The sequence below is a fragment of the Nostoc sp. DedQUE02 genome, assembly GCF_034531035.1.
Lineage (GTDB): Bacteria > Cyanobacteriota > Cyanobacteriia > Cyanobacteriales > Nostocaceae > Nostoc.
The window spans coordinates 1-21,172 of the sequence record NZ_JAVRBY020000021.1; the positions used below are offsets into that span (position 1 = coordinate 1).

At 39.2% G+C, this 21,172-nt stretch carries 26 protein-coding genes; 14 read left to right on the plus strand and 12 right to left on the minus strand.

Annotation, left to right across the window (positions count from 1 at the left end):
- The 4 genes from RMX98_RS17475 to cas1 all read left to right on the plus strand — a co-directional run.
- A partial coding sequence (locus RMX98_RS17475; RefSeq protein WP_409881587.1) for a hypothetical protein occupies positions 1-252 on the plus strand: 252 nt, incomplete at its 5' end.
- A gap of 133 nt (positions 253-385) precedes the next feature.
- Complete coding sequence (locus tag RMX98_RS17480) at positions 386-787, plus strand: hypothetical protein (RefSeq protein WP_322678107.1); 402 nt, start codon at positions 386-388, stop codon at positions 785-787.
- A complete protein-coding gene (locus RMX98_RS17485) occupies positions 787-1,212 on the plus strand; it encodes an HNH endonuclease signature motif containing protein (protein ID WP_322678106.1) in 426 nt (141 codons plus the stop codon). The genes RMX98_RS17480 and RMX98_RS17485 overlap by 1 nt, the downstream gene beginning before the upstream one ends.
- A gap of 163 nt (positions 1,213-1,375) precedes the next feature.
- A complete protein-coding gene (gene cas1, locus RMX98_RS17490; RefSeq protein WP_322678105.1) occupies positions 1,376-2,443 on the plus strand; it encodes a CRISPR-associated endonuclease Cas1 in 1,068 nt (355 codons plus the stop codon).
- A 67-nt stretch (positions 2,444-2,510) separates the two neighbouring features.
- Here cas1 and RMX98_RS17495 read toward each other — a convergent pair whose 3' ends face one another.
- Positions 2,511-2,951 carry a four helix bundle protein gene (locus tag RMX98_RS17495; RefSeq protein WP_322678104.1) on the minus strand — a complete coding sequence of 147 codons (441 nt, stop codon included), beginning with the start codon at positions 2,949-2,951 and terminating at the stop codon, positions 2,511-2,513.
- Positions 2,952-3,008: 57 nt separating this feature from the next.
- Between RMX98_RS17495 and cas2 the strand changes: the two genes are divergently transcribed.
- From cas2 to RMX98_RS17525, 6 genes are all read left to right on the plus strand, one after another.
- Positions 3,009-3,287: a CRISPR-associated endonuclease Cas2 gene (cas2, locus tag RMX98_RS17500; RefSeq protein WP_322678103.1), complete on the plus strand. Its 279-nt coding sequence runs from the start codon at positions 3,009-3,011 to the stop codon at positions 3,285-3,287.
- 131 nt (positions 3,288-3,418) lie between these two features.
- A complete protein-coding gene (locus RMX98_RS17505) occupies positions 3,419-3,688 on the plus strand; it encodes a hypothetical protein (protein WP_322678102.1) in 270 nt (89 codons plus the stop codon).
- Positions 3,689-3,849: 161 nt separating this feature from the next.
- Positions 3,850-4,155 (plus strand): hypothetical protein, encoded by a 306-nt coding sequence (locus RMX98_RS17510; protein WP_104898456.1) that lies wholly within the window; start codon positions 3,850-3,852, stop codon positions 4,153-4,155.
- A gap of 134 nt (positions 4,156-4,289) precedes the next feature.
- On the plus strand, positions 4,290-4,535 hold the full coding sequence (locus RMX98_RS17515) for a hypothetical protein (protein ID WP_322678101.1): 246 nt from the start codon (positions 4,290-4,292) through the stop codon (positions 4,533-4,535).
- 298 nt (positions 4,536-4,833) lie between these two features.
- Positions 4,834-5,946, plus strand: coding sequence for a CRISPR-associated endoribonuclease Cas6 (gene cas6 / locus RMX98_RS17520; protein WP_322678100.1), 1,113 nt, complete (start codon positions 4,834-4,836; stop codon positions 5,944-5,946).
- Positions 5,947-6,120: 174 nt separating this feature from the next.
- Complete coding sequence (locus RMX98_RS17525; protein WP_322678099.1) at positions 6,121-6,939, plus strand: hypothetical protein; 819 nt, start codon at positions 6,121-6,123, stop codon at positions 6,937-6,939.
- 37 nt (positions 6,940-6,976) lie between these two features.
- Here RMX98_RS17525 and RMX98_RS17530 read toward each other — a convergent pair whose 3' ends face one another.
- The 9 genes from RMX98_RS17530 to cas10 are packed head-to-tail and all read right to left on the minus strand — an operon-like array spanning position 6,977 to position 16,181.
- Complete coding sequence (locus tag RMX98_RS17530) at positions 6,977-7,696, minus strand: hypothetical protein (protein WP_322678098.1); 720 nt, start codon at positions 7,694-7,696, stop codon at positions 6,977-6,979.
- Positions 7,697-7,705: 9 nt separating this feature from the next.
- Positions 7,706-8,758 carry an RAMP superfamily CRISPR-associated protein gene (locus RMX98_RS17535; RefSeq protein WP_322678097.1) on the minus strand — a complete coding sequence of 351 codons (1,053 nt, stop codon included), beginning with the start codon at positions 8,756-8,758 and terminating at the stop codon, positions 7,706-7,708.
- 1 nt (position 8,759) lies between these two features.
- Positions 8,760-9,326: a hypothetical protein gene (locus tag RMX98_RS17540; protein WP_322678096.1), complete on the minus strand. Its 567-nt coding sequence runs from the start codon at positions 9,324-9,326 to the stop codon at positions 8,760-8,762.
- Positions 9,314-10,333: an RAMP superfamily CRISPR-associated protein gene (locus tag RMX98_RS17545; protein WP_322678095.1), complete on the minus strand. Its 1,020-nt coding sequence runs from the start codon at positions 10,331-10,333 to the stop codon at positions 9,314-9,316. The genes RMX98_RS17540 and RMX98_RS17545 overlap by 13 nt, the downstream gene beginning before the upstream one ends.
- Positions 10,326-11,264, minus strand: coding sequence for a CRISPR-associated RAMP protein Csx7 (gene csx7, locus RMX98_RS17550; protein WP_322678094.1), 939 nt, complete (start codon positions 11,262-11,264; stop codon positions 10,326-10,328). The genes RMX98_RS17545 and csx7 overlap by 8 nt, the downstream gene beginning before the upstream one ends.
- A 48-nt stretch (positions 11,265-11,312) precedes the next feature.
- The gene (locus RMX98_RS17555; RefSeq protein ID WP_322678093.1) at positions 11,313-11,765 is read right to left on the minus strand and encodes a hypothetical protein; all 453 of its coding nucleotides are present in this window, start codon (positions 11,763-11,765) and stop codon (positions 11,313-11,315) included.
- Positions 11,762-13,051: a CRISPR-associated RAMP protein Csx10 gene (csx10, locus tag RMX98_RS17560; protein ID WP_322678092.1), complete on the minus strand. Its 1,290-nt coding sequence runs from the start codon at positions 13,049-13,051 to the stop codon at positions 11,762-11,764. The genes RMX98_RS17555 and csx10 overlap by 4 nt, the downstream gene beginning before the upstream one ends.
- Complete coding sequence (locus RMX98_RS17565; RefSeq protein ID WP_322678091.1) at positions 13,048-13,806, minus strand: RAMP superfamily CRISPR-associated protein; 759 nt, start codon at positions 13,804-13,806, stop codon at positions 13,048-13,050. The genes csx10 and RMX98_RS17565 overlap by 4 nt, the downstream gene beginning before the upstream one ends.
- Positions 13,803-16,181 (minus strand): type III-B CRISPR-associated protein Cas10/Cmr2, encoded by a 2,379-nt coding sequence (gene cas10, locus RMX98_RS17570; protein ID WP_322678090.1) that lies wholly within the window; start codon positions 16,179-16,181, stop codon positions 13,803-13,805. Before cas10 ends, RMX98_RS17565 begins: the two co-directional genes overlap by 4 nt.
- Before the next feature lie 573 nt (positions 16,182-16,754).
- On the opposite strand from cas10, the gene RMX98_RS17575 reads away from it, so the two are divergent.
- The gene (locus RMX98_RS17575; RefSeq protein WP_322678089.1) at positions 16,755-17,096 is read left to right on the plus strand and encodes a hypothetical protein; all 342 of its coding nucleotides are present in this window, start codon (positions 16,755-16,757) and stop codon (positions 17,094-17,096) included.
- A 380-nt stretch (positions 17,097-17,476) separates the two neighbouring features.
- On the opposite strand, the gene RMX98_RS17580 is transcribed toward RMX98_RS17575, so the two are convergent.
- Positions 17,477-17,710, minus strand: a complete 234-nt coding sequence (locus RMX98_RS17580) for a Nif11-like leader peptide family natural product precursor (protein ID WP_322678088.1) — start codon at positions 17,708-17,710, stop codon at positions 17,477-17,479.
- Between the two features lie 582 nt (positions 17,711-18,292).
- Between RMX98_RS17580 and rplU the strand changes: the two genes are divergently transcribed.
- The 3 genes from rplU to RMX98_RS17595 all read left to right on the plus strand — a co-directional run bounded on the left by rplU (position 18,293) and on the right by RMX98_RS17595 (position 20,313).
- The gene (gene rplU, locus RMX98_RS17585) at positions 18,293-18,700 is read left to right on the plus strand and encodes a 50S ribosomal protein L21 (protein WP_322678087.1); all 408 of its coding nucleotides are present in this window, start codon (positions 18,293-18,295) and stop codon (positions 18,698-18,700) included.
- A 29-nt stretch (positions 18,701-18,729) separates the two neighbouring features.
- Positions 18,730-19,026 carry a 50S ribosomal protein L27 gene (gene rpmA, locus RMX98_RS17590; RefSeq protein WP_099099325.1) on the plus strand — a complete coding sequence of 99 codons (297 nt, stop codon included), beginning with the start codon at positions 18,730-18,732 and terminating at the stop codon, positions 19,024-19,026.
- Positions 19,027-19,593: 567 nt separating this feature from the next.
- Positions 19,594-20,313 carry a molybdopterin-dependent oxidoreductase gene (locus RMX98_RS17595; RefSeq protein WP_322678086.1) on the plus strand — a complete coding sequence of 240 codons (720 nt, stop codon included), beginning with the start codon at positions 19,594-19,596 and terminating at the stop codon, positions 20,311-20,313.
- Positions 20,314-20,326: 13 nt separating this feature from the next.
- On the opposite strand, the gene RMX98_RS17600 is transcribed toward RMX98_RS17595, so the two are convergent.
- Positions 20,327-21,115 carry a Uma2 family endonuclease gene (locus RMX98_RS17600; protein WP_322678109.1) on the minus strand — a complete coding sequence of 263 codons (789 nt, stop codon included), beginning with the start codon at positions 21,113-21,115 and terminating at the stop codon, positions 20,327-20,329.
- Positions 21,116-21,172: the final 57 nt, after the last annotated feature.

Sequence of the window (21,172 nt, forward strand, 5' to 3'; positions counted from 1 at the left end):
CATGTTTATCGTGTAGTTGCTTGGCGCGCGGCGCGGCTACACCGCGCCATTGCTTGTGACAGTTGCGTAAGTCCTGAAGATACTGAGAAACCATTGCCAAAGCACCAAATAGTTTTAAATCTCTTACCCCTCACGGGGATGGAAACCCTGCTAGATTTACCTCGGTACCAACTATTGGTTGAGAAGGGTTTTAAATCTCTTACCCCTCACGGGGATGGAAACAAAACCCTAACACCCCCTTTTAAAATGTAAAGAGTGTTTTAAATCTCTTACCCCTCACGGGGATGAAAACCTCTTTGCTTGAGAGGATAGAGTGCGATCGCATAATAGAAAGCAGGGAAATATGGTTATAATCTAAGCTAGAAGCAAACGAGGTCAGGTAATAATGGCTGTACCTACAGAAATTCGTAAAAGAGCGATCGCTTTACTTGAACAATTACCAAGAGAATCTTTAGTAAAGGCGGTCGAATTTTTAGAAGCCCTTTCTCACGAAGCTTTACAGGTATCAGAAGCACCAAACCCTCAAATCAGCGAAGCCGCTTTGCTTCAAATTATTCAACACCGTCTGTCTTCCGAAGAACAAGAAAGGTTAGCTTATCTACGTCAGCAAAACGAGATTGGAGTAATTACAGACTTAGAGTATCAAGAGCTACTAATATACGTTGAACGCGTCGAACAACAAGATGCGGAACGTGCAGAAGCATTGATAAAACTGGCTCAACTTCGCAAAGTTGATTTGAAAGTGCTAATTAACGAGTTCTTACCTAAACACAGCAACTTCGCCTAATGTCAGAGCGAACCCCAGAATCAATGAGGCGTATTGTTGCATCTCGTGCCTGTGGTTACTGCGAGTATTGTCGTTGTTGGGAGCAATTTGCTACTGAGAGTTTTACGGTTGAGCATATAAAACCCCGACAAGCAGGTGGGGAAACAGTTTTAGAAAATCTTGCTTGGAGTTGTTTTGGTTGCAACGGTCATAAACATACCAAAACACAGGCCAGCGATCCAGAAACGGGAGAAAAAATTGCACTATATAATCCTCGACAGCAAATTTGGAGCGAACATTTTAGCTGGAGTGATGATTTTACCCAGGTGATTGGTAAAACAGCTTGTGGTAGAGCAACAGTTGACGCTTTACGTTTGAACCGCTTTGGTGTTGTCAATCTACGCCGTTTATTGAGGAACGCAAATCTGCATCCACCAGAGAATTAGGATTGCTATTTGCCTTTTTAGTAACTCATATAACCCATATACGAAGTCATATAAAAATAGCATTTACACAAATACGAACTCATATATCAACCTGACAAAATTGAAATATAGGTAAGAAAAGAAAACTTTATCACCTACAACTAAACCTAGTTGGTTTCAATTTATGTCTACCATTTACATCACCGAACAGGACGTAACATTTCAAATTCAACACCATTATTTAAAGGTGTTTCATCAACAAAATCAACGTATTTGTATTCCAATTCGTAATCTCAGTCAGTTCATCATCTTTGGTAATATCAGTTTACCTAAAGAAGTCATTCAAATCGTTCATTCACATCAGATTCCCGTCTTATATCTAACCCAAACTGGGGAATATTTAGGACGGCTAGAAAATCCATCTCAACTACAAGCAAAATATCTTACTTCTCAACGTAGACGCACACGCGATACTGAATTTAACCGTGCTACAGCAGAAAGTATTATCTGGGCAAAATTGCACAATCAGCATACTTTTCTGCAAAGCTGGACTCGCCACCACGCTAATCACACAACTCAACGCGCATTAAATTACCTGACGCTGTTGATGGACAACTTACCAATAGCACCAGGAATCGACGAACTGCACGAATACAGCGAAGAAGCTGATAATATTTATTATTGTGCCGTTGCTTCTCTAATCACCTTCTACAACGAATATCCGCGTACAACTGCAAAGCGCATTAGCCAACTAATAAACCTGGGAAATCAACTGCTGCATCAATATATTTACACACTGTTAAAAACCGCAGGACTTGACCCCAACTATGCAATTTTACACCGCGATAGTCATCAGGAATTGCCTTTAGCATGGGACTTTACCGCGGAATTTAGCACACCTATTGTCGATGACTTGGTGTTAAATTTTGTCCGCAATCTGACTAACACCAATGGGAATGGGAATGGTAACGGGAAAAGCCAGTCACAGAAACTTCTACAAAAGTTTCTCCAATATTGGGAAGCAAAACTGCGAACTTTTGTACTGCATCCTTACGCCGGAGAAGTAAGTTATCGTCAATGTCTCGATTTACAGGTACGAGAATATCTTGCATCTTTACTGGGAGATGTAGAATTTTACCGTCCCTTAGCGTTAAAGTTTCGTCCTGCAAGTGAAGTAAAAAGTAAAAAGTTAAAAGGCAAAAGAGAAGAGGAGGATGAAGTAAAAAGTCAAAAGTTAAAAATCAGAAGATAATTATAAGGAAGAAATTTTTGTAGTAATCTAATCTACGCATTTCTTCTTACTTTTTACTTTTTACTTTTCACCTTTTACTTTTTACAATGATAGCTCCCAAAATTCTCTTCAACTCCTCAGACTCTTGTAATAATTTATTGAGGTCATGTTGTGAGACAATTTCTGTCGCAACAAGTAGGCGTAACCAATATTGAGTTTCACGAGCTTCTTTGAGAGCAATAGCATTTTTATTAATAAAATCCGCTTTGCTTTGTCCTGCTCTTGCTTCTTCTACATTAGCCCCAATTGAGGTTCCTGAGCGTAGTAACTGTTTAGCTAATGTGCGTGGAACTCCAGGTTTTTCTTCCAAAGACTGACACAATTTAACTATCCTAACCGCAAAGTCAAATGTTCTCTCAGTTATATCTTGATTCATCAACCCCAAAAATAAAAAGTAAAAAGTAAAGTTTAAAAGAAAAAAATGCTTAAACTTCAAGCTTTTAAGTTTGAATTCAATCCAACTTAACACAACTCTCTCTTTTCTTCTTTCTTTTGCCTTTTTACTTTTTACTTTTTACTTCCTCTGATGTTTTATTTAGTTTGCTACGACATCGTGAGCGATACCCGTCGCAATAAAGTGGCGAAACTTCTAGAAGCTTACGGTTTGCGGGTGCAAAAGTCGGTTTTCGAGTGTGTGTTGGATGAAAAACAGTACCAAAGCCTATCCAAATACCTCTTCCGACTCGTTAACAAACGCGAAGACCAAGTTAGATTCTATCCCATGTCTGCACACAATCGTTGCAAGGTCGCAGTTTTAGGAACGCAACCTGAGTTTGTAGTAGATGACGCTGCGTTTATAGTTTAGCTCACGCAACGCCTGAGAAAGTATTACCCACACAAATTATCACAAAATGAACGCTTGGAAAAAAGCACGCGCTCCACCTGTGCAAAAATCTCTGCGCTTTCGGTCAAGTTTGGACATTCGGAAACTTTTGAATGCACATTCAAGCTGTCAAATTCCGTTTGATTTTCGCTGCAAAAGCCCAAAAACAACTTGATTCATTATCTCCAAAAGACCGCAAGCAATACGATAAAGCTTTTGAATGTTTCGCTAATAATGGAGCTACATATCGCAGCTTAAGAACCCATCGATATCGTTGCAAAGATGGCGAACTCTGGAGTTCTTCTGCATCAATGGCGAAACGCTTTTACTGGCGTTATCTGGAGGATATGAGCATCATCATTACTCATTTAGATTCGCACTAATCAAGGTCAGAATTTAGGAGTCAGAATTCAGGAGTCAGGAGAAATTTTAATGAATGAATATATCAATCATACTAGACTCTTGATAAATTCTGACTTTTGATAATTCCTTTAAATTGCTGTTTGTAAGTGCCTTTTGCTTTTTAACTTTTAACTTGCTTATCATGTCTAATATTCGTCGAATCACCACACGCGAACGACATCTGATTTTACTTTATAGCAATTGGGAGTTTAGCATGACACCAACACAATTTTATGCTAAATGGGCTGTAAGTTATGAACTAATTGCCTTAATATGTTCCCGTTCGGATTCAACAGTTCGAGGCTGGTTTAGAAATGGTTCTAATCGACGCTATCCTACGCATAATGATTTACTGCATCTGGCTTTGATGGATTTTTTTCTCGAACATTTCGAGGAGATTCCCGAACAGGTTTTGGACTGGTTGCACCTTGACCATCTTGAATCATAGCCGAGAAATTCACAACTTAAGTAATTTGTCAATAGCATCTTGCTCTGTCTTAGCAAATGCTCATAGCCTACGGTAATGATAGTCATTTCAAAGCTGAGTTTTGGGTATTTTAGAGCATTTGTAAGGTGGTTATTATGACCTATCAAGAACAACTGCATCCGTGGTGCATTATTCGCGTTTTATCTAACGAACAACTGTTGGATAATGCTGGCGTGAATTCTGGTGTTCAACAGTCTAATGTTGTTGCACGGTTTCGCCGCCGTAATGATGCAGTTGCTTATTTACAAGTGTTGCAACATTCAATCAAAAATATCAAATTCTTGATTATTTTTGATGTGCAAGGAGTGCGAAATTTACCCGATAATGAAGCTTTGAGTTGATTGACTTTATCTAAATACCTGCGTCTTTGTTAATATCAGTTATCCTGATTATTGCTACAAATTATATTCTCTAAAGTCCTTTGATCGGGACAGTGGAGGGTAATTGTGATGAAGCAAGACTTGGTTAGCTGGTATGACAATAATATTATTTATCCCTAGCGATCGCTCAAACAGTTTGCTAGGGATTTTTATTTTTTCTCTGATTTGACCCCATATTGCAGTAGCACGACTCACAGCTTTATCCCCTGCTGGGGATGAAAACAAGATAAAATATAGAAACTGTGGCTCAAATGATACTATGCCTCGACGCTCTCAAAAAAAGCCAAATATCGCTCCATCTCCGCTTACATGGCCGCCGGACACAGAGTTAATCGGCTTAGAATTTGAGTTAGTGCCTGCAAAAGATTGTTACCTCTTCCCTCAGTACACTATTGGACTACACGCCTGGTTTCTCCAGCAAGTAGGTTCTACAGACTCTGAACTGTCTGCTTACCTTCATGATGGAGAGTCAGAGAAACCGTTTACTATCTCAGCTTTAAATGGAGAGATTATCAGTAGCGGTAGACAAATACAACTATCTGCAAACACCTCCTATCGTTGGTACGTCACAGGTTTATCTAATCGAGTCCAACAGTGGATGGCGCAATGGGTTGAAAATTTGCCAGAGGTGCTGGAATTAAAAAATGCCCCTTTGCAGATTCGTTCTGTTAAAATTGCCCATCCGACCACGACTTATAAGCAACTGCTAGAATCTGAGCTTAATGAGACTTTCGCTTTGAAATTTCTCAGTCCTACAAGTTTTCGCCGTAAAGGCCATCACTTCCCCTTACCAGTACCAGTAAATGTATTTCATAGCTACCTGCGACGCTGGAATGACTTTTCAGGGATGTCTGTTGACCAGGATGCTTTTCTGGCTTGGGTAGATGATTATATATTGATTACTCGTTGCCAACTGACAACCGCGAAGGTATTGGCGGGGAAGAAAGGCGCAGTCACAGGATTTACTGGGGCGATTGAGTTGAGTTTAGCTAAAGATGCAACCAAACAGCCAGAATTTGGGCAGTTATTTTCTGCTTTAGGAAAACTTGCACCTTACTGCGGTACTGGTCACAAAACTACTTTTGGCTTGGGACAAACACGTTTGGGTTGGTCATCTCAAGCTGTCCAAGATATACCTGATGTGCAAACTGTCTTAGCAAAACGCATTGAAGATTTAACACAGATTTTTAAAGCAAAACGCAAGCGGACGGGTGGCGATCGCGCAGATGAAATAGCCTCAAAATGGGCGACAATATTAGCACGGCGGGAAATGGGCGAGTCGTTGCAGGTGGTGGCAGAAGATTTAGAGATGCCTTATGAAACAGTGAAGACTTATGTCAAGTTGGCACGACGCGCTTTGAAGAGTGAGTAGTTTGGTATACTCTTGTTTAAGAAAGTTTTCAAATCATTACCCCTTACGGGGATGAAAATACATTTGGGATTTAGTTAAAGTTAGAGTGGATTGTGTGATCGCTTTTAGTTAAAGTTGGATTTGTAGAGTGATGCGATCGCGCATGATTAAATAATTGCTATAAACAAAATATTTATGAATTGGCTACCCTCAATTGATTTACCTCACCTGTGGGATTTGGTGATTTCCCAAACTCCAACTCCTACACCCACACCTTCACCAGTATTAACCCCTGCGAAAAACCTCAATGATATTGAATTATTAAAAAGCCAGTTAGAATTTCTCAAAGCGACAAACGGTCAACTAGGTGAAAGCTTTAACAGATTTGTTGCAGCAATGCAATTTACCTTAGTGATATTTACCTTTTTTAGTACTATTTTTGGCGGATTTCTGGTCTACTTGATTGGCAAAAACTTAGATGATGCTAAAAAAGTAGCTAGTCAGACGATTCAGCAGGAAATTGATAATCATATTGCTGGATTAGTAAAGAAAGAAGTTAGAAATGTTAAACGGACATTACAACGCGAAAGGGTTATTAGTTCAACTACTGTTGATTATTATTTACCATCGTCAGATGGAGAAACAAATGAGTATAAATTGCTGGTAGCTAGGGAATTTAAATATGTAAAATTTTGGAATAAAACAACAATTCCACAGAAGTTTTTAGCTGATGTATGTGTTTTGGATTTAGAGAACTCTATTGATGCTGCGGGTAAAAAGTTTTCTGAATTGCCACCAGATAAACGAGAAGAAACTGCCAAGCGAATTATTGATGAATTCCTACAGATTTTGCCACAAACAGCTACTTTAATAATCTACGTTGCTCCACCAGCACTCAGAGCGATTAATAATACAACAATTAAAGGTAGATACTATGCACCTGCGAATACAGCAATTACTTTAGTGGGCATGGTGGCTGATGCTGCTTATGTAGCACATGGACAAAATAATTAGGGGTAAATATGACTTATTGAACAATGAACACAGAAACTTATTTAGATGGTTTTTTAGGATAGCGTTCCCAAGGTTTTGGAGGCTCTACAGCTTTTGAACCTTCTGTTTTAGGATGTTTTATAGGCTGGGGAGAATCTGATATTTTAGGAGGTTTTAAAGCTTGTGAATCTTCTGCTTTCTTCGGTTCTATCAATTTGGGAAGTACAGGTTTAGAAGACTTTGATAATGGAGGAGATTCTAATGTTTTTATATCTTCTGTTTTGATAGGTTTTACAACATTGGAAGTCTCTGTTACTTTAGGAGTTTTTCTCGCTACTGATTCTGTTGATACGATTGGTAAAATATCAGATACATCATTAATATCTACTGTTTTATAATAACGCATTAAACGTTGTGACCAGCCCAATATTTGTATAATTATTAAGGGTTTTCTCTCATACAATCTGAGATATTGATTACAAATTTCATTAATACTTTCATAGTAACTAGTAGTTTTTTTACTATGCCCAATTATTTTTCCATGCTCGGCTAATTGTTCAATATATTGAAAAAATCTTGATGGTTTTCTTTCTTTTTTATCAAGATATAGATTTTGTTTGATTTTCGAGTCAAGATAAGTGATCAATTTACTTAACTCAGTATTAATACCTTCTTTACCTGGTTCAATACGCTCTTGTTCTTTTACTAAAAACTTAGCAATTTTATGAGCTATTTCTAGATGTTCATCAGCTATATGATAGATAATATGATTGCTCATGTTATTTAATTAATAACTTTCGTGAGGGATACGATTAGTAGAAGGACTGAGAATTTGTGATAGTTTTTTTAATTGAGCTTGTTCAATTAATACTTCGTGTGCTTGTTGAATTTTATTTTGAATGAAAACATTGAGCGATTCATCAGTTAAAATTTGATTCTCTGGTAGAGCCAAAGACGTATAGCGATTGTATAAATCAGCTTGATTTTGAACGATTTCAGCTTCAGCGATGTCTACGCTCATACTCCCCATCCCAATCGGCTTACCGGCACCAACTTTTAAGACTAGAGGATAGTTTTTATCTTGTCCTAAAGCAATCAATAAAGTTCCTAATTCTTCTGGCTTGAGATTTCTAAAATTTACTTGAGTGCTAAATTCGTCATTTCTAAATGCTACTTGGACAGGAATACCATTATCTAAACCTTTGTCAATAGAATTTTTCATATTGTAATAAAACTTCCAACCTACGGTTTTCCTCTCATCATAATATGCCTGATTCTCATCCGGTCTTGGTCGCCAAAGATTAGGCATAAAACCAACTTCAAAACCTCTCACTTCACAATGAGCATCCTGAATTGTTATCAGCCCTTGCCATCCCCATTTTTCCCCAGATGCACCAAAAACTATACTAGCAGGACAAAGTTGGTTTTTCTCAGTGGCTGGTAGACGTTCTTTGGGGTATTCATTAGGGTTTTTGGGCTTGACTCCCACACGACTATTAGTAATTGCTTCATAAACTGACCGGATACAACCTTTTAAAGAACTACCTTGAATTAATAGTTCGTTGTCATTCCCTTGAACCATTGTTTTTACTAAAGGAATGTTTTCTCGATTAATATCGCTTCCCATCAACACTACACCAGTTGAAATGTGCAGTGATGTCTGAACTTTTAGGGTAATAAATAAAGTGCCATGTAAATGGTTCGGTAAATATTTATGGTGTCCGGGAGGACTATTTGAAGTTGCTGATTTGTTAAGAAAATAAACAAAATCGTATGGTCTGGGGCCACGTTCTTGATTTGAACCACCAAAATTTTGCGAACGGGAGGAATTGTTAACCATGCTAATTTTTAATCGTTAGTGCAACAAAGTGAACTGAAGCAGTGTCTTTATTCCGAAAATATCTTTGAGCAATATTTTTGATCTCTTCAGAATTTAAACCTTTAGGAAAGCGAGTTTCTGTGGCTGAATGCAATAAGGCATTTTGCTCTAAAATTTCCCAATTACCTTTAATGGCATGAAAATTATATTGCTCATCTTGAGGCTTAAAAATGGCTGCTTCATCTTGGGAACTGAGAAGTAACACTTGATATTTTCCTTGCTTTTGCTGCCAACGTACTTCTAATATTGAATTAAATAACTGTCCTTGTGGGCTGGGGAAAGTTTTATTAGGTTGTTTGGGGGTAGAATTTTTGACAGGATTTGGTTGCAGATTGATGGGATTTTGTTGTAGGCGATCGCGTATATCATCTTCCAAGTTGTTAAACTTGTCTTTTCGCCGCTCCCAAAACCCACCAACCCGATGCGCCCAGCGTAAAAAGTAATAACTGGGTGGAGTTGAGAGTGTTTGAAGTAATTTAATTAATTCTTCCGCAGATAGCGGTTGCTGATTTACCCCTACGAAACACATACCGCACCTCCTGCTTGCAGCAAATGACTCCAAGCATCAACAGCTTTGGTAAATAAATCTGGGACACCATTTTTACCATCACCATCCCAACGCAGTTGTACGCCAAAGTTAAAATCCATTGCTGTTAACGAAATATCTTTTACTTCTTGTTTTTCTTGGTCGTTAGTTGGGTAATTATAAGGGTTGCCATTATTACCTTGTAAAAACTCCCCAGCGCCCAAAAGATAAACCTTATCCCACGGCGTTGAACTGCCAAATGAATAAATTTGTTTGTCGCGCAATATGCAACCTGGGTATTGCACAACAGCACTGTTGTACTCTAGGCGAACTATACCCAACCCCCGTGATTTCGCAAACCCAATGCCAAACCAGCCTGCATCTAAGTCACGTAACACAAGTGCAATTAATCCTAACTGTGCCAGCGAAAAGTTTTTTAGGTGGATTTTAGTTTTAAACGCGCCACCAGTGCAGACTTGATAATCAAAAGGCCCGTGTGCTACCGAACCAAATACTCTATCGATCGCCACACCGTTACGTTCTTCGATTTTTACTGGTACTGAGGTATCAGGATAAGCATCTTGAATACGGAAACGGCTGGCGATCGCAATATTGCCAAATATCTGGTCAGTGAAGGATGATTCTTTATAAATTCTCGGTGCGGGTAATTTCTTTTTTACTCCTTGTTCAGCTTGAGGATTTTCATATAGATAATCGTATTTATCAGTATCCAACGGATTGTTCGCCCAAATAAGTTTCGGGTTGTCAGAGGGTTTTTCATATTCAGGATGACCGACTGTTCTCACAATACGTTCTGCGTGGGCGCGGATAGCACCTTTAAGGGAACTACCAGGAAGATAAATTGTTGGTCTACCATTATGGTAAGTTTCGACAAATTCCATCTGGGGTTTAGTGGGGTCTGCACCTTCCCGACCAGATTTAATCAGAATTGGGCCATCTGGAATAATCGTCAGGTCAAGTGTGCAGTGGTTAACAAATCGCTTATGCATGATTTTGAAGGGAAGAATTTGCTGTAGTATTGGTGCGTTTATGAAGTTCGATAGAAAGGTGATTAATAAAAGTGTCTGCCCACAATTTTTTTAAAGGTTGGGCATCAATATAGGGAGAAGTTGGGTTAGAGTTGCTATCAATCAAAGCTTTGAGATAACTTTTTACTTTCTGTGGGTCTGTTTGCGGTTTGTAACTTTTATCTCGTTTGTAATTTTCATCTCGGACATCAACCCACTTCATATCATTAATTATGAGTTTAACAACTCCCAATCCACGAGAACGCCCGCCACCAAGGGGAATTTGTTCGGTTTGAAACTGGTGCAAACCAATCATCAACATTCCTAATTCCCATTCTTCGGCATTTTCAATCACTGCGTGAAATATAAATGGAGTCCCGGCTGGTACAACTTGAAAGTCATAAAGTTTGCCATCACCAGCAGTTTCAGTATCTCTATCAATGGCAACGCCATCGCGTTCTTGATACTGCCCAAACCAATTGTTTTCAGGTTCACTTACTGTTAAATCACGAATTTGGAATTTGCTTGCTAGCCAAGGTGAACCAAATAGCGAAGAAACTAAATCAGTTTTGTTGATAATAAAACTATGTAATTCTTCCTCTTTTTCTTGTGGCTTTAAATTTTTAATTTGCTCTTTAAATTCAGACATCATATCTGGAGGAATTGACCAATCTGTTTCTTGGGCTGGGTTGGCAGCAAAATCAAGATGAATTGCGCGCAAAAAACTTTCGAGACGCGAACGTAATGCACCTTTGAAACTCGAACCTGGTATTAGAGGTCTACCTAAAGCATCTTTGATCACGGGTAAATCCGAGCCTATTGGTTCTGTGGAACGTCCTGCACTGATTCTTAAAGCTGTAATATTTTCAAGAATACCGATAATTTCTAGACGATTTTTAAAGATTTCAAACATAATTATGAATATTTGTGTTTTGTAAAATATATACGCTATTTTTCTTTGTCACTTATTTTCATTTTTAAGATATTTAAGACGACGTGAGCCATAACCGAGATAACGCCGAGTTAATTCCAATTTGACATATTTTAATTTTTCGGGATATTTAACTCTGTTAACTATTTCTCCAGCTTTTTGCGGTAGAAAATTATCAATATCATTGATAATTTTTTTAGCGAGGGAGTTTTCTCCTTGTCCCCATTTTTTATCTCGTCCTAATTGGTATCGTAAAAAATTCTTAATAACTTCTGTGCTATCAGTTGTATCAGCAACGTGCATTAAATTTCGATATTGTGATTCTTCTAAGTTCTTACATGAATCTTCATCTTTCAAAATTTTCTCAATAGCTATGACTAAATCATCTTCAACTTGACGAATTTCTTTTTGAATTTTAAGTTCTTTTTGTTGTATCTCTCTTTGCTTCTCAAATTTTTGTTGCTGTTCAGTCAAATTTGTCATACTGCACACTCCCGAAATATTTGATGAAACTCATTGCAAACTTCCACCTGTCCAAACCCTTCACTCGTCCGTTCGCCTACACCCCACAACTCTAATTTAGAGAGTGCATTCTCCCATATTTGCCGATTTTGAGTGCTAGTGCTAAATAAATAAACTGACCCTTTATTAGTTACAAGTTCAACATCTTTCATCAAACCCCAAGCGCTATTCCAACCCGAACTGTAACTATAACTACTGTAAGCTGTGTGGAGTTCTAAGTTAGTAGAGTCTTTCACAGCCGCAAACTGCTTGAGCATTTTTGGTGAAATTACTGTAGTACGCTGCCAATCTTCAGTCAAAATTGCATCAGAGTGCAAGTTTAGTGTAAAGAAAGTGCGATCACTAATTGAGTTAGGTGTGCGATCGCCAAATGCATCATACCAATCTTGCCAGCGTTTATACAATGCTTGATTAAATCTATGAATGCGACTAGAAATATCATTAGCAAATGGAATTTCTTTAGCAGTAATTTCAACTTTACCCAGACCACGCGATACTGAACCACCAAGCCGAAAAACTTTAGAATTATCGTTGATAAAATCAGTGAGTTTTTTGGCTAATGAGTCATTAGGAACGTTAACATAACCGCGATAAACGTAGTTAACCCATTGCTTATTTTTACCCTCATTTGTAGCGATAAATGCTTCGTTGAGAACTTCGATACTGTATAAAATATCATCGCTAGATGTAGCGCGGTAACGGTTAATGCCAACTCGCGTCAACAAACGACTTGTAGCAGCATGAGTGCAGTGTTTCCCGTTATGTTTGCTATACAACGAATTGTAGGTTTCGACTCGCGAGTCTACCCTATCGTCTAATGCGTTCAAACTGCTGGGGTCATAATGATGATTGAATTGTTCAGCGCAAAAAAAATCAATTAACGTATCAAATACACCATGCCCTTTGGATAAAAAGCCAGGATTGGCTTTGGAACTAACAGCAGTTGCAGGTAAAACTTTGATCGTATTATTTACTATCTGATGCTTACTGCCAACTTTCCCAACTGCGGGATAGGCATTTTGAAAGATGGCTGGGTTTTCTTCCAAAAATAAGTCTGCAAAGTCACCACCGTTCGCTGCTAGATTTTCGAGTTCCATTCCAGCACGGTGTAGGATATGTTTAGCGATCGCACCACGCAACACCGAACCTGGAATGTATTGTTCAACCTCGTTGATAGAACCACCTGGTTTTTGACGACCAATTGCTAAGGGTGATAATGCTGTGATGGTCAGTTCAATTCTCTTCATGCTGCACCACCAAGTGAAACTTGATGATTTGCTAGATACTGCTTGGCATCCAAGCTCGACCATATTGTGTCATCAGAGGATAACGTCGGTAAATTCTCCCAATGCAACCATCCCAAACCAGTTGATTTACTGCCTCCTAAAGCATGAATGCGACGTAAGGCGGCAAAAATTAAGGGCTTTGCTAAGTCAGGACTGTCAGACTCAAAGGGGTGCTGTAAGTAAATATCACCCTTAAATTCCAACTGGGTATTCGCAGGAGATGTTTCTAGCAGATAGAGTTTATTTTCTTCAGCAGTGCGGCGACGGCGGTTGATGGTGACACCAGGGCGCAAAACTTCTGGTAGTTCGTCTTTTGGTGTTGCACAGGTAAAATCATCCACAATGATGCGGGATGGTAAGATTGGATCGCCAAAGATTTGCGATACAACACAGTGGTAGCCTTTGTAGCCACTAACTTGATATATTTCTCTAAATTCGCTCCAAACTTGACCTTCATTTGGACAAAGTTCTGTTGCTATTGGTGCATAAAAAATTTGCCAGCCTAACGCCCGTGCGAGTTTTTCACATTCGTGGCGTAGCCTACCTTTAATTTGAGAACCAGGAATCAAGAGTTGTCCTTGGGCATTGCGGACAATGGGTTTATCTGCAAGCGACCCCGATGAGCCACCTGCACCAATACACAAAGCAGTATCAATAATTGCACTCACTGACCAATGTTCAGATACTCTTTGAGGAAGTGCATTCAGGTAAATCATTGGTTTACTCCTTGTTCTTGCTGTTCCCCTTGATTAGCTGGTGTTTGGTCATCTTCCACTATAAACGGGTATAAATCTACCAAGTCACGCCAAATAGTTTCATAGATAGTTTTTTCTGCATCTGCATCAGATTCTTTTGATTTTCTGGACATCCACGGAGCAAGATTACCGTGATTAGTTTCATCTTTTGGTTTACACCATGCCTTCTCAAAGCCGGTTTCTAGTTGGTTTTGTCCTTGTTGTAGTCGGACTCGGAAATAGCGATAGTTGAGGATGGCAGTATGTTTACCTCGCTCTAACAAACTGCGAATTTGATATAGTTGCGATTTGGGAAAATTAGCTTTTTTCAATACTTTCACGGTCTGCAATAACCCTCCTAGTTCATGAAGGGTGTAAGGTGAAGCATAAAAGTTTAGATTACCTTTTGTTAATCCTTCTTCACGGAAATCTTTAATATTTGACGCAATCATTGTTACGGCTTTTAATGTTAAAAAATCAATTGTTCCACCATAATAGTTGTACTTGCGTTTCAGTTCTTTAGCGAGTTTCTTCGATGATTTCAGCAGTTGATTGGTAAGTTCTTCTGCGTAGTAAATGGGTGTATTTTCAGCAGTTATCAACACACCTGCGGACATACTTAATTCGCACTGAGATGTATACTCAGATGGGTTTTCCCCTTGGTAGCGGTGGACTTTTTCAGGATCGTAAGGTTTGTTAAGCTTAAATTTTGATGATTTTAGTATTTCTCGTTCAAATTCTTCACCTATGCTTTTGGCAATATCTAAGGCTTTATCCGCAGGTACGATTAACAAGACATCATCGCCACCAATGGTAATAATTTCAAAGGGATAAATCCACTGTCTATTACGTTTAATGTTATCTGGGTCAGTGAGATGATTGAGTTGGCGGGGTTGAAGATGTTTTTTCAGGGCAATATAGACAGAATTCTGCGTTGCTTTCAAAACTTGTTCGCTAAACTCGCGGTATTTTTCTGGTGTGCGAATGTGCTGGCGGAGGTAGCCACCCATATTATTGCCATCGGCGTAAATATAACCCACAAAGCCACGAGGCGTGCTAACATTACCGATTTCTCGTAAAGAAAGAGCTTGTGTAACTGGAGAACCTTCTGTTACTCGATAATATTCCTCTAAGCATCCTGAACCTTCGTGATTTTCATTTTCTAGGAATTTTCCAAACCTTGTCACCCAACTTGGGAAATAGCCAGGTTTCCATAATCTCTCTTCACCTGATGCTAGGCGAAAACGAAAATGCTTATACCACCCCCGATGCTGACGAGCATCGCGTTTGCTGCGCTGCCCGACGATGACTTTTCGTGCTAGGGCATCAGAAAAACTGGGCGTTCCCGGTAAATTCGTTTCTGCCACAGCAGATCGATTGTCAGTTCCATCCCGTTGCAAGTAGGGATGGGTTTCAAACATCGGCGGGTAGCAACGACTGGGACGTTCTGCCTTTGGTGATGCATTCCCGTTACGGCGGTGGGTAAATTGGTTCGCAAGTTTTCCCACAAGTTCGTTAAAATTCTTGCGTTGCCAGAATTTTGCTTCTAATATGAGTTCTTTGAGTTTGTCTGAGTTAGGTTCAGGTTCTTTTGCTTTGTCAAGATAAGATTCGTCGTGCGACTGGTCAAAATAAGCTTTAATGATGGGATTATTTTGTTTGTTCTTGTATTCTTCAAGCCATAGTGTATTCTCAATTGGTTTTTGCAATAACCCAAACCGGAATTCTAAAAGGCGGAAAGTGTCACCAACTGCACAGGAGTTGGCAGTCAGAGTTTCGTGAGTGTAGCGTTTTTCAATTGCATTGGCGAGTTGATGAACAAATGCGGCAGGGCAAAAGGCAAGAATGCTTCCACCTGTGGAGTAGATAATCAGTTCGGGAATTAAAGCTTGTCTTAATTCGACGAATTGGTTATCATTCAGCCACTTTCTCATTTTTGGCGATCGCTTGCCTTCCCCAAAAAAACTGGGAATATCATCAAGGTTAATACGATCAAGTAAAGCCGAAGCACCACGAATATCGTTCAGTTTCGCCGCTTCAAAAACATATTGTTTAATCTTTGTCGCACCACCATAAACCAAGCCAATAGGCGTTTTATCTTCCCAAAGTTTTGAATAATCTGGATTGTCCTTTAACTCTTTTAGCGTTTTGGGGGCGTAGTCTTCAGGAATATCGTAGAGTCGCTGTGCTTGCTCCACAAAAGATGGCATACTTTTTGGTACAACCTTCCCTTGTTGCAATCCTTGTCGCATTTGATGCAACATACTGAGTTCATCCTGATTGAGATTGTGCTTTTCGCCCCAAGCAAGACACCAGGCTAATGCAGTAATTGTGCGTGTGCGAGCATCTTTTGTCATCGGCTTAAATCAAAGCAATGAGTGATTAGTCTCAACCTACCAGTAGTCTTATTTTCTGCTGAGATGGTTTGGTAGGAGGTAACTTTTTTATCTGTTAGTAAATTACACTACTATATACTGAGTTTCCAGTAAAAATAAAAAAAATTTGTATTTTTCCCTGGTTGGTAACGAATATTTCTCTTTAGGAAAAAATTTATTCAACGTATAAACTTGAAGTTTAATTTATCTATTTTGTCAATGATCTATATCACTACACATAGCCAGCAGTATTTGATACATTTGTCCCCTAGTAATAAAGCTTTTATGCTTTAATCTACGAGTATCTTGATGACAGTTAGGCAGCGAAAACACCTTTCAGTGGAGTAAATGAAGCATGAACGGTCAAACTATTTATCAAAATCTAAGTAATCTTGACTTATTAATTGGTACCTTAACAATCATTTTTTCGATAGCTACTGGTTCATTTATCACTTACAAAGTTCTGAATACTATTTTTAAACGAGAAAAATATTATTTAAAAATTTGAATAGAAAAATTAAGATATTCGACCCACCCAATAAAAACAATAGGGATATGAATGCTGAATTTGCAGAAATTAAAAAAAATCCATTATTCAAAAAAGTAGAGCCTATAATTCTTAATACTAATATTATGCAGATCAGCAATATAAATAATGAAAGTCTTATAATTTTAGGAGTAGGAAATGATTTTAATTACTTTGAAGCCGTATTTAATGAGGCTAAAAGGCAGAGAAGTCCTGTTATTATCTATACTTATGGTGATAGCACGGTGTTACAAGCAAATCACTGGAACTTACTAAACACATATCGTTGGTATTCTGTATCTACTAGTCCTCTTCGCCTGATTTCTGACATTTTCGCTATTCTCTCTACTTTTACCTATGAAGATAGATAAGAGGTCTTTGATAAAGTAAAACTACTTTAGAGTGTGTTAAGCGCATATTTTTGATATGATTTGTAGCGACAAACATTATCAAAGCGCCTAATACACCATCTTATTTAGTAATGTGTAGGCTAAAGCCTTAACACGCCACTACTTAAGATTTACTGCTGTAACCTGCTTCCCTTACATCAACAGATTATTTTCTTAACTGAACTGTATAGTGATACTTAATCATTCGTGAATAACGAGATCCCCAATTTTTCTAAGAAGCCAGGATTTGAAGCTTGCGTTTAACAAAAATGCCCCTAAAGGAGATGATGCAACGCTATCCCCTTAAGGAGCAAAACTTGTCAATTCAGTTGTTCCTATACGTTCGGTTTTCTATAACAGAATTATCTAGGATAAATATGCCGTCTAGTCCCCCATCCTGGATTGACAATGGCGGCTAAATCTTCTTCAGATAATTTACTGATCTCACTATCCAGTTCTGTGGCGGTGAAATCATAGCCACGCTCTTGAGCTATTTTGATGAAGGCTTCTGGATCAGCTGTTGCTTTGAGTCTTTGCTGTAATGCTTGATCTTGTTTGACAGCTTGAAAAAGTCGGGCAGCATTTTGCTGTGTCATGACAATCAATCTCCTGTTTGAAATATCAGGTTTGAATGTGATAGTTTAACTCTTCAGAATTCACTAACTTTTGTAAAGAATTTCTAGATGAGACACCTTACATTTCATCTTAAAACAAAGAAGAAAAATGTGTTGATTTCGATAAAAAAATATAACTTTTAAGCTAATACTAACTAATGTTAATTTTTTGTAGATTCAGCCCTAAGATAGTAGTAATTTTTATCTAACAAGTATTTTTTCTGATTTGTTGTAAATACAATTTACATTCGTGCGAGTGAGCAATGTCTACGATAGGCTACACATATACTCATGACTACAGTTGCCTCATTCTTCCCCACTCTTGGAAAATAAGCGATCGCACAGAGTAATTAACTGATTTTTCATCTTCAAATTGACCAGACAGCAATGCCAAACGCAAAAAATCCTATTACAGCTTGACTTTACGCCTATTAATAAAATACAATTTTAGATTGTCTGTCTAATTCCTGCTCGGATCAGGTAGACATATTACAAAGGCTGGCAAAAGCATCTCTACAGGAGATCAAAACCAGCTACCTGTACGGCAACCTCAAGGACAATTCCATGACCTACGCGATTATTGAAACTGGCGGCAAACAAATACGAGTAGAGCCAGGGCGGTTTTACGACATTGAACTGCTGGCGATCGAACCAGATGAAAAAGTTACAATAGATTCCGTATTACTCGTGCAGCACGATGGCGAAGTTACCATTGGACAGCCATTAGTAACAGGTGCAACTGTAGAAGGGACTGTAATGCGACATTACAGAGGTCGTAAAGTCCTGGTATACAAAATGAAGCCGAAGAAGAAAACCCGCAAAAAACGGGGGCATCGTCAGGAAATTACCAGACTTATGATTGACTCCATCACTCTTAACGGTGCAGTGTTTGCTGCCCAAGGAGAACCGGAGAAGGAAACTCCTGTTATAGATGAGACTCCTGCTGAAGAAGTTGAAGCCGTTGCTGAATAATAAAAGAAGTAGATACACAAGAGGAAATCATGGCTCATAAGAAAGGAACAGGTAGTACACGTAACGGTCGTGATTCTAATGCTCAACGTCTAGGTGTTAAGCGTTATGGCGGTCAAGTTGTACGTGCAGGAAACATTCTCGTGCGTCAGCGTGGTACTAAATTCCACCCTGGTAACAACGTCGGTATTGGTAGCGATGACACTTTGTTTGCCTTAATCGATGGTGTTGTAATGTTTGAGAGAAAGGGCAAAACCCGTAAAAAGGTTAGTGTTTATTTACCCATAACTGCTGCTGAGGCAGCCCCTGCTGAAGCAGTAGCAAGTTAAGAGTGTGAGGGTGGGTAACAGCGCCCACCCTAATTGCTAATTAGCGCTGATATGATAATCAGATTTGCGTAAATATTCACAGCAGGGCGTTACTGATTGCGGTATGAAAAATCCTTGTAGAGACGTTGCAATGCAACGTCTCTACATCCAAATTCATACCTCGATTCAGCAACACTTACAGCAGTTAGGGACTTCCAACAAATAAATTACCCAATTTTGTGGGGTGGGCATCTTGCGCGCCTTTGGATACGGGCTTTTGTGTCGCCCACCCCACAAGAAGTTAAGAAGAATCGTAGGTTGGGTTGAACTTTAGTGTTACCCAACAAAGCCTTGATCATATTGGGTTTCGTTTTTTAACCCAACTTACACCAGTTTTATTTTTTAGCCTTAACCCAAGCGTATCGCAGTATGGCGATCGCGCAGGAAAAATCATTAATAAAGTTAATAAACACTCATGTTTTTGTAGCGATACATACGCCCAAATTGAGAGTAGAGTGCAATTTGGGCGTATGTATCGCTATAAGCTATAGATAGCAAGTTTTCTCAATCCATCTTGCAGGTTTTACTATGAGTCTGATTCTTCCCAAACGTACCCTATCCCGTCGTCGGTTATTGCAAGTATCTGGACTTTCTGGGGTAGGCTTTCTTCTTGGTGGCTGTGGGACAAATTTGTTCTCAGAGAATCTGCATCAAATATCTGAACCACTAAACCAAAGTCTTGAAGCACTCCTCTTAACTCAAAAACCTATACCTGAATTTCCTGTCAGTGCCATAGAAGCAGATAAATTGCTGGTTAATACCTTTGACTTCAGACCGCAAATTGATCCGGCACAGTTTCGCTTAATAATTGATGGTGAGGTCAATAATGCAATGCAATTGAGCATGGCAGATATTCAAAAACTGCCCTTGACTTCAATGGTAATTCGCCATATCTGTGTTGAAGGCTGGGCTGCGATCGTTCAATGGGGAGGTGTGCGATTGCGAGATTTAGTAGCGCTGGTACAGCCGAAGTCAAATGTCCGCTATGTCTACTTCAAATCTGCGGATGGCTACTATGAAAGCTGGGATCTTGCTTCTGCTATACATCCCCAAACTCTCATGGCTTATCAAAAGAATGGACAACCCTTATCAGTTGATAATGGTGCGCCTATGCGCCTAGCATCTCCAATTAAACTGGGCTATAAGCAAAGCAAGTGGGTAACTCAAATTACATTCGTCAGCAATTTATTACTTACTAAAAAAGGCTATTGGGAAGATCAGGGCTATGAGTGGTTTGCAGGGCTATAAGGTAGACAAAAAGCTAATCTACATCGGGTTCAACGCCTAGCGATCGCAATTGTGCAATCAAACGTTCAGCCCGTTGTCTTTCTCGTTCAGCCCGTTGACTTTCTTGTTCAGCCCGTTGATTTTCTCGTTCAGCCCGTTGACTTTCCTGTTCTGTAGAAGTCAATACCCAATTGAGAGTTCCATCATACCATCGTAACCAAGGCTGTTCTACATCTTGATAGCGTCCTTGCCAGACACCCAAGCCTAATTCTAGTTCTGGTATCCAGAAGCGCGACTCTGGCAGTGCTATCTCAGCATAACGACCGCCATCTAATTTAAATACCCTTAATTTATATTTGTACCGATCAAATACTACATAATAAGGCACACGCAGAATCTGTTCATACACTTCCCATTTTGCTGGTGGTTGCTTAATATCCCGCAATGTCTGCCCCAAGTCTTCCTTTTCAGTACCTGGAGAGAGTAACTCAACCACAATAAAAGGATGAACTCCTTCTTGCCAAACAACATAACTTAAACGTAAATCTCTTTGTTCGTAGAGACGGGAAACACCTAAAACGGCAAACCAATCTGGTCGCTTATGCCACAGTGGATGGCGCGGGTCATAATAAAGATTCAGATCGCTAGCAACAAATATTTCATCACTAGAATAATTCTGTGGACGAAAGGTTTCGTCTAACAGACGAGGTTGCAATAAATGAAATTGATCGGGCAAACCAGGTTCCTCTGGATCTTCACTAGGAAGATCGTACATGGTTGGCAATACATCTTTTGGCGATCGCGGCGGGTCAGTTTGATACATCATAAAGAAGTCCTGATGATGAAACTCTCAGTTCTATTATGATTCAATTGTTTTTTC

Coding starts and splice junctions, on each gene's coding strand:
- RMX98_RS17480 (WP_322678107.1), top strand. CDS start 386: ATGGCTGTACCTACAGAAATTCGTAAAAGAGCGATCGCTTTACTTGAA.
- RMX98_RS17485 (WP_322678106.1), top strand. CDS start 787: ATGTCAGAGCGAACCCCAGAATCAATGAGGCGTATTGTTGCATCTCGT.
- cas1 (WP_322678105.1), top strand. CDS start 1,376: ATGTCTACCATTTACATCACCGAACAGGACGTAACATTTCAAATTCAA.
- cas2 (WP_322678103.1), top strand. CDS start 3,009: ATGTTTTATTTAGTTTGCTACGACATCGTGAGCGATACCCGTCGCAAT.
- RMX98_RS17505 (WP_322678102.1), top strand. CDS start 3,419: ATGCACATTCAAGCTGTCAAATTCCGTTTGATTTTCGCTGCAAAAGCC.
- RMX98_RS17510 (WP_104898456.1), top strand. CDS start 3,850: ATGTCTAATATTCGTCGAATCACCACACGCGAACGACATCTGATTTTA.
- RMX98_RS17515 (WP_322678101.1), top strand. CDS start 4,290: ATGACCTATCAAGAACAACTGCATCCGTGGTGCATTATTCGCGTTTTA.
- cas6 (WP_322678100.1), top strand. CDS start 4,834: ATGCCTCGACGCTCTCAAAAAAAGCCAAATATCGCTCCATCTCCGCTT.
- RMX98_RS17525 (WP_322678099.1), top strand. CDS start 6,121: ATGAATTGGCTACCCTCAATTGATTTACCTCACCTGTGGGATTTGGTG.
- RMX98_RS17530 (WP_322678098.1), bottom strand. CDS start 7,696: ATGAGCAATCATATTATCTATCATATAGCTGATGAACATCTAGAAATA.
- RMX98_RS17535 (WP_322678097.1), bottom strand. CDS start 8,758: ATGGTTAACAATTCCTCCCGTTCGCAAAATTTTGGTGGTTCAAATCAA.
- RMX98_RS17540 (WP_322678096.1), bottom strand. CDS start 9,326: ATGTGTTTCGTAGGGGTAAATCAGCAACCGCTATCTGCGGAAGAATTA.
- RMX98_RS17545 (WP_322678095.1), bottom strand. CDS start 10,333: ATGCATAAGCGATTTGTTAACCACTGCACACTTGACCTGACGATTATT.
- csx7 (WP_322678094.1), bottom strand. CDS start 11,264: ATGTTTGAAATCTTTAAAAATCGTCTAGAAATTATCGGTATTCTTGAA.
- RMX98_RS17555 (WP_322678093.1), bottom strand. CDS start 11,765: ATGACAAATTTGACTGAACAGCAACAAAAATTTGAGAAGCAAAGAGAG.
- csx10 (WP_322678092.1), bottom strand. CDS start 13,051: ATGAAGAGAATTGAACTGACCATCACAGCATTATCACCCTTAGCAATT.
- RMX98_RS17565 (WP_322678091.1), bottom strand. CDS start 13,806: ATGATTTACCTGAATGCACTTCCTCAAAGAGTATCTGAACATTGGTCA.
- cas10 (WP_322678090.1), bottom strand. CDS start 16,181: ATGACAAAAGATGCTCGCACACGCACAATTACTGCATTAGCCTGGTGT.
- RMX98_RS17575 (WP_322678089.1), top strand. CDS start 16,755: ATGAATGCTGAATTTGCAGAAATTAAAAAAAATCCATTATTCAAAAAA.
- RMX98_RS17580 (WP_322678088.1), bottom strand. CDS start 17,710: ATGACACAGCAAAATGCTGCCCGACTTTTTCAAGCTGTCAAACAAGAT.
- rplU (WP_322678087.1), top strand. CDS start 18,293: ATGACCTACGCGATTATTGAAACTGGCGGCAAACAAATACGAGTAGAG.
- rpmA (WP_099099325.1), top strand. CDS start 18,730: ATGGCTCATAAGAAAGGAACAGGTAGTACACGTAACGGTCGTGATTCT.
- RMX98_RS17595 (WP_322678086.1), top strand. CDS start 19,594: ATGAGTCTGATTCTTCCCAAACGTACCCTATCCCGTCGTCGGTTATTG.
- RMX98_RS17600 (WP_322678109.1), bottom strand. CDS start 21,115: ATGTATCAAACTGACCCGCCGCGATCGCCAAAAGATGTATTGCCAACC.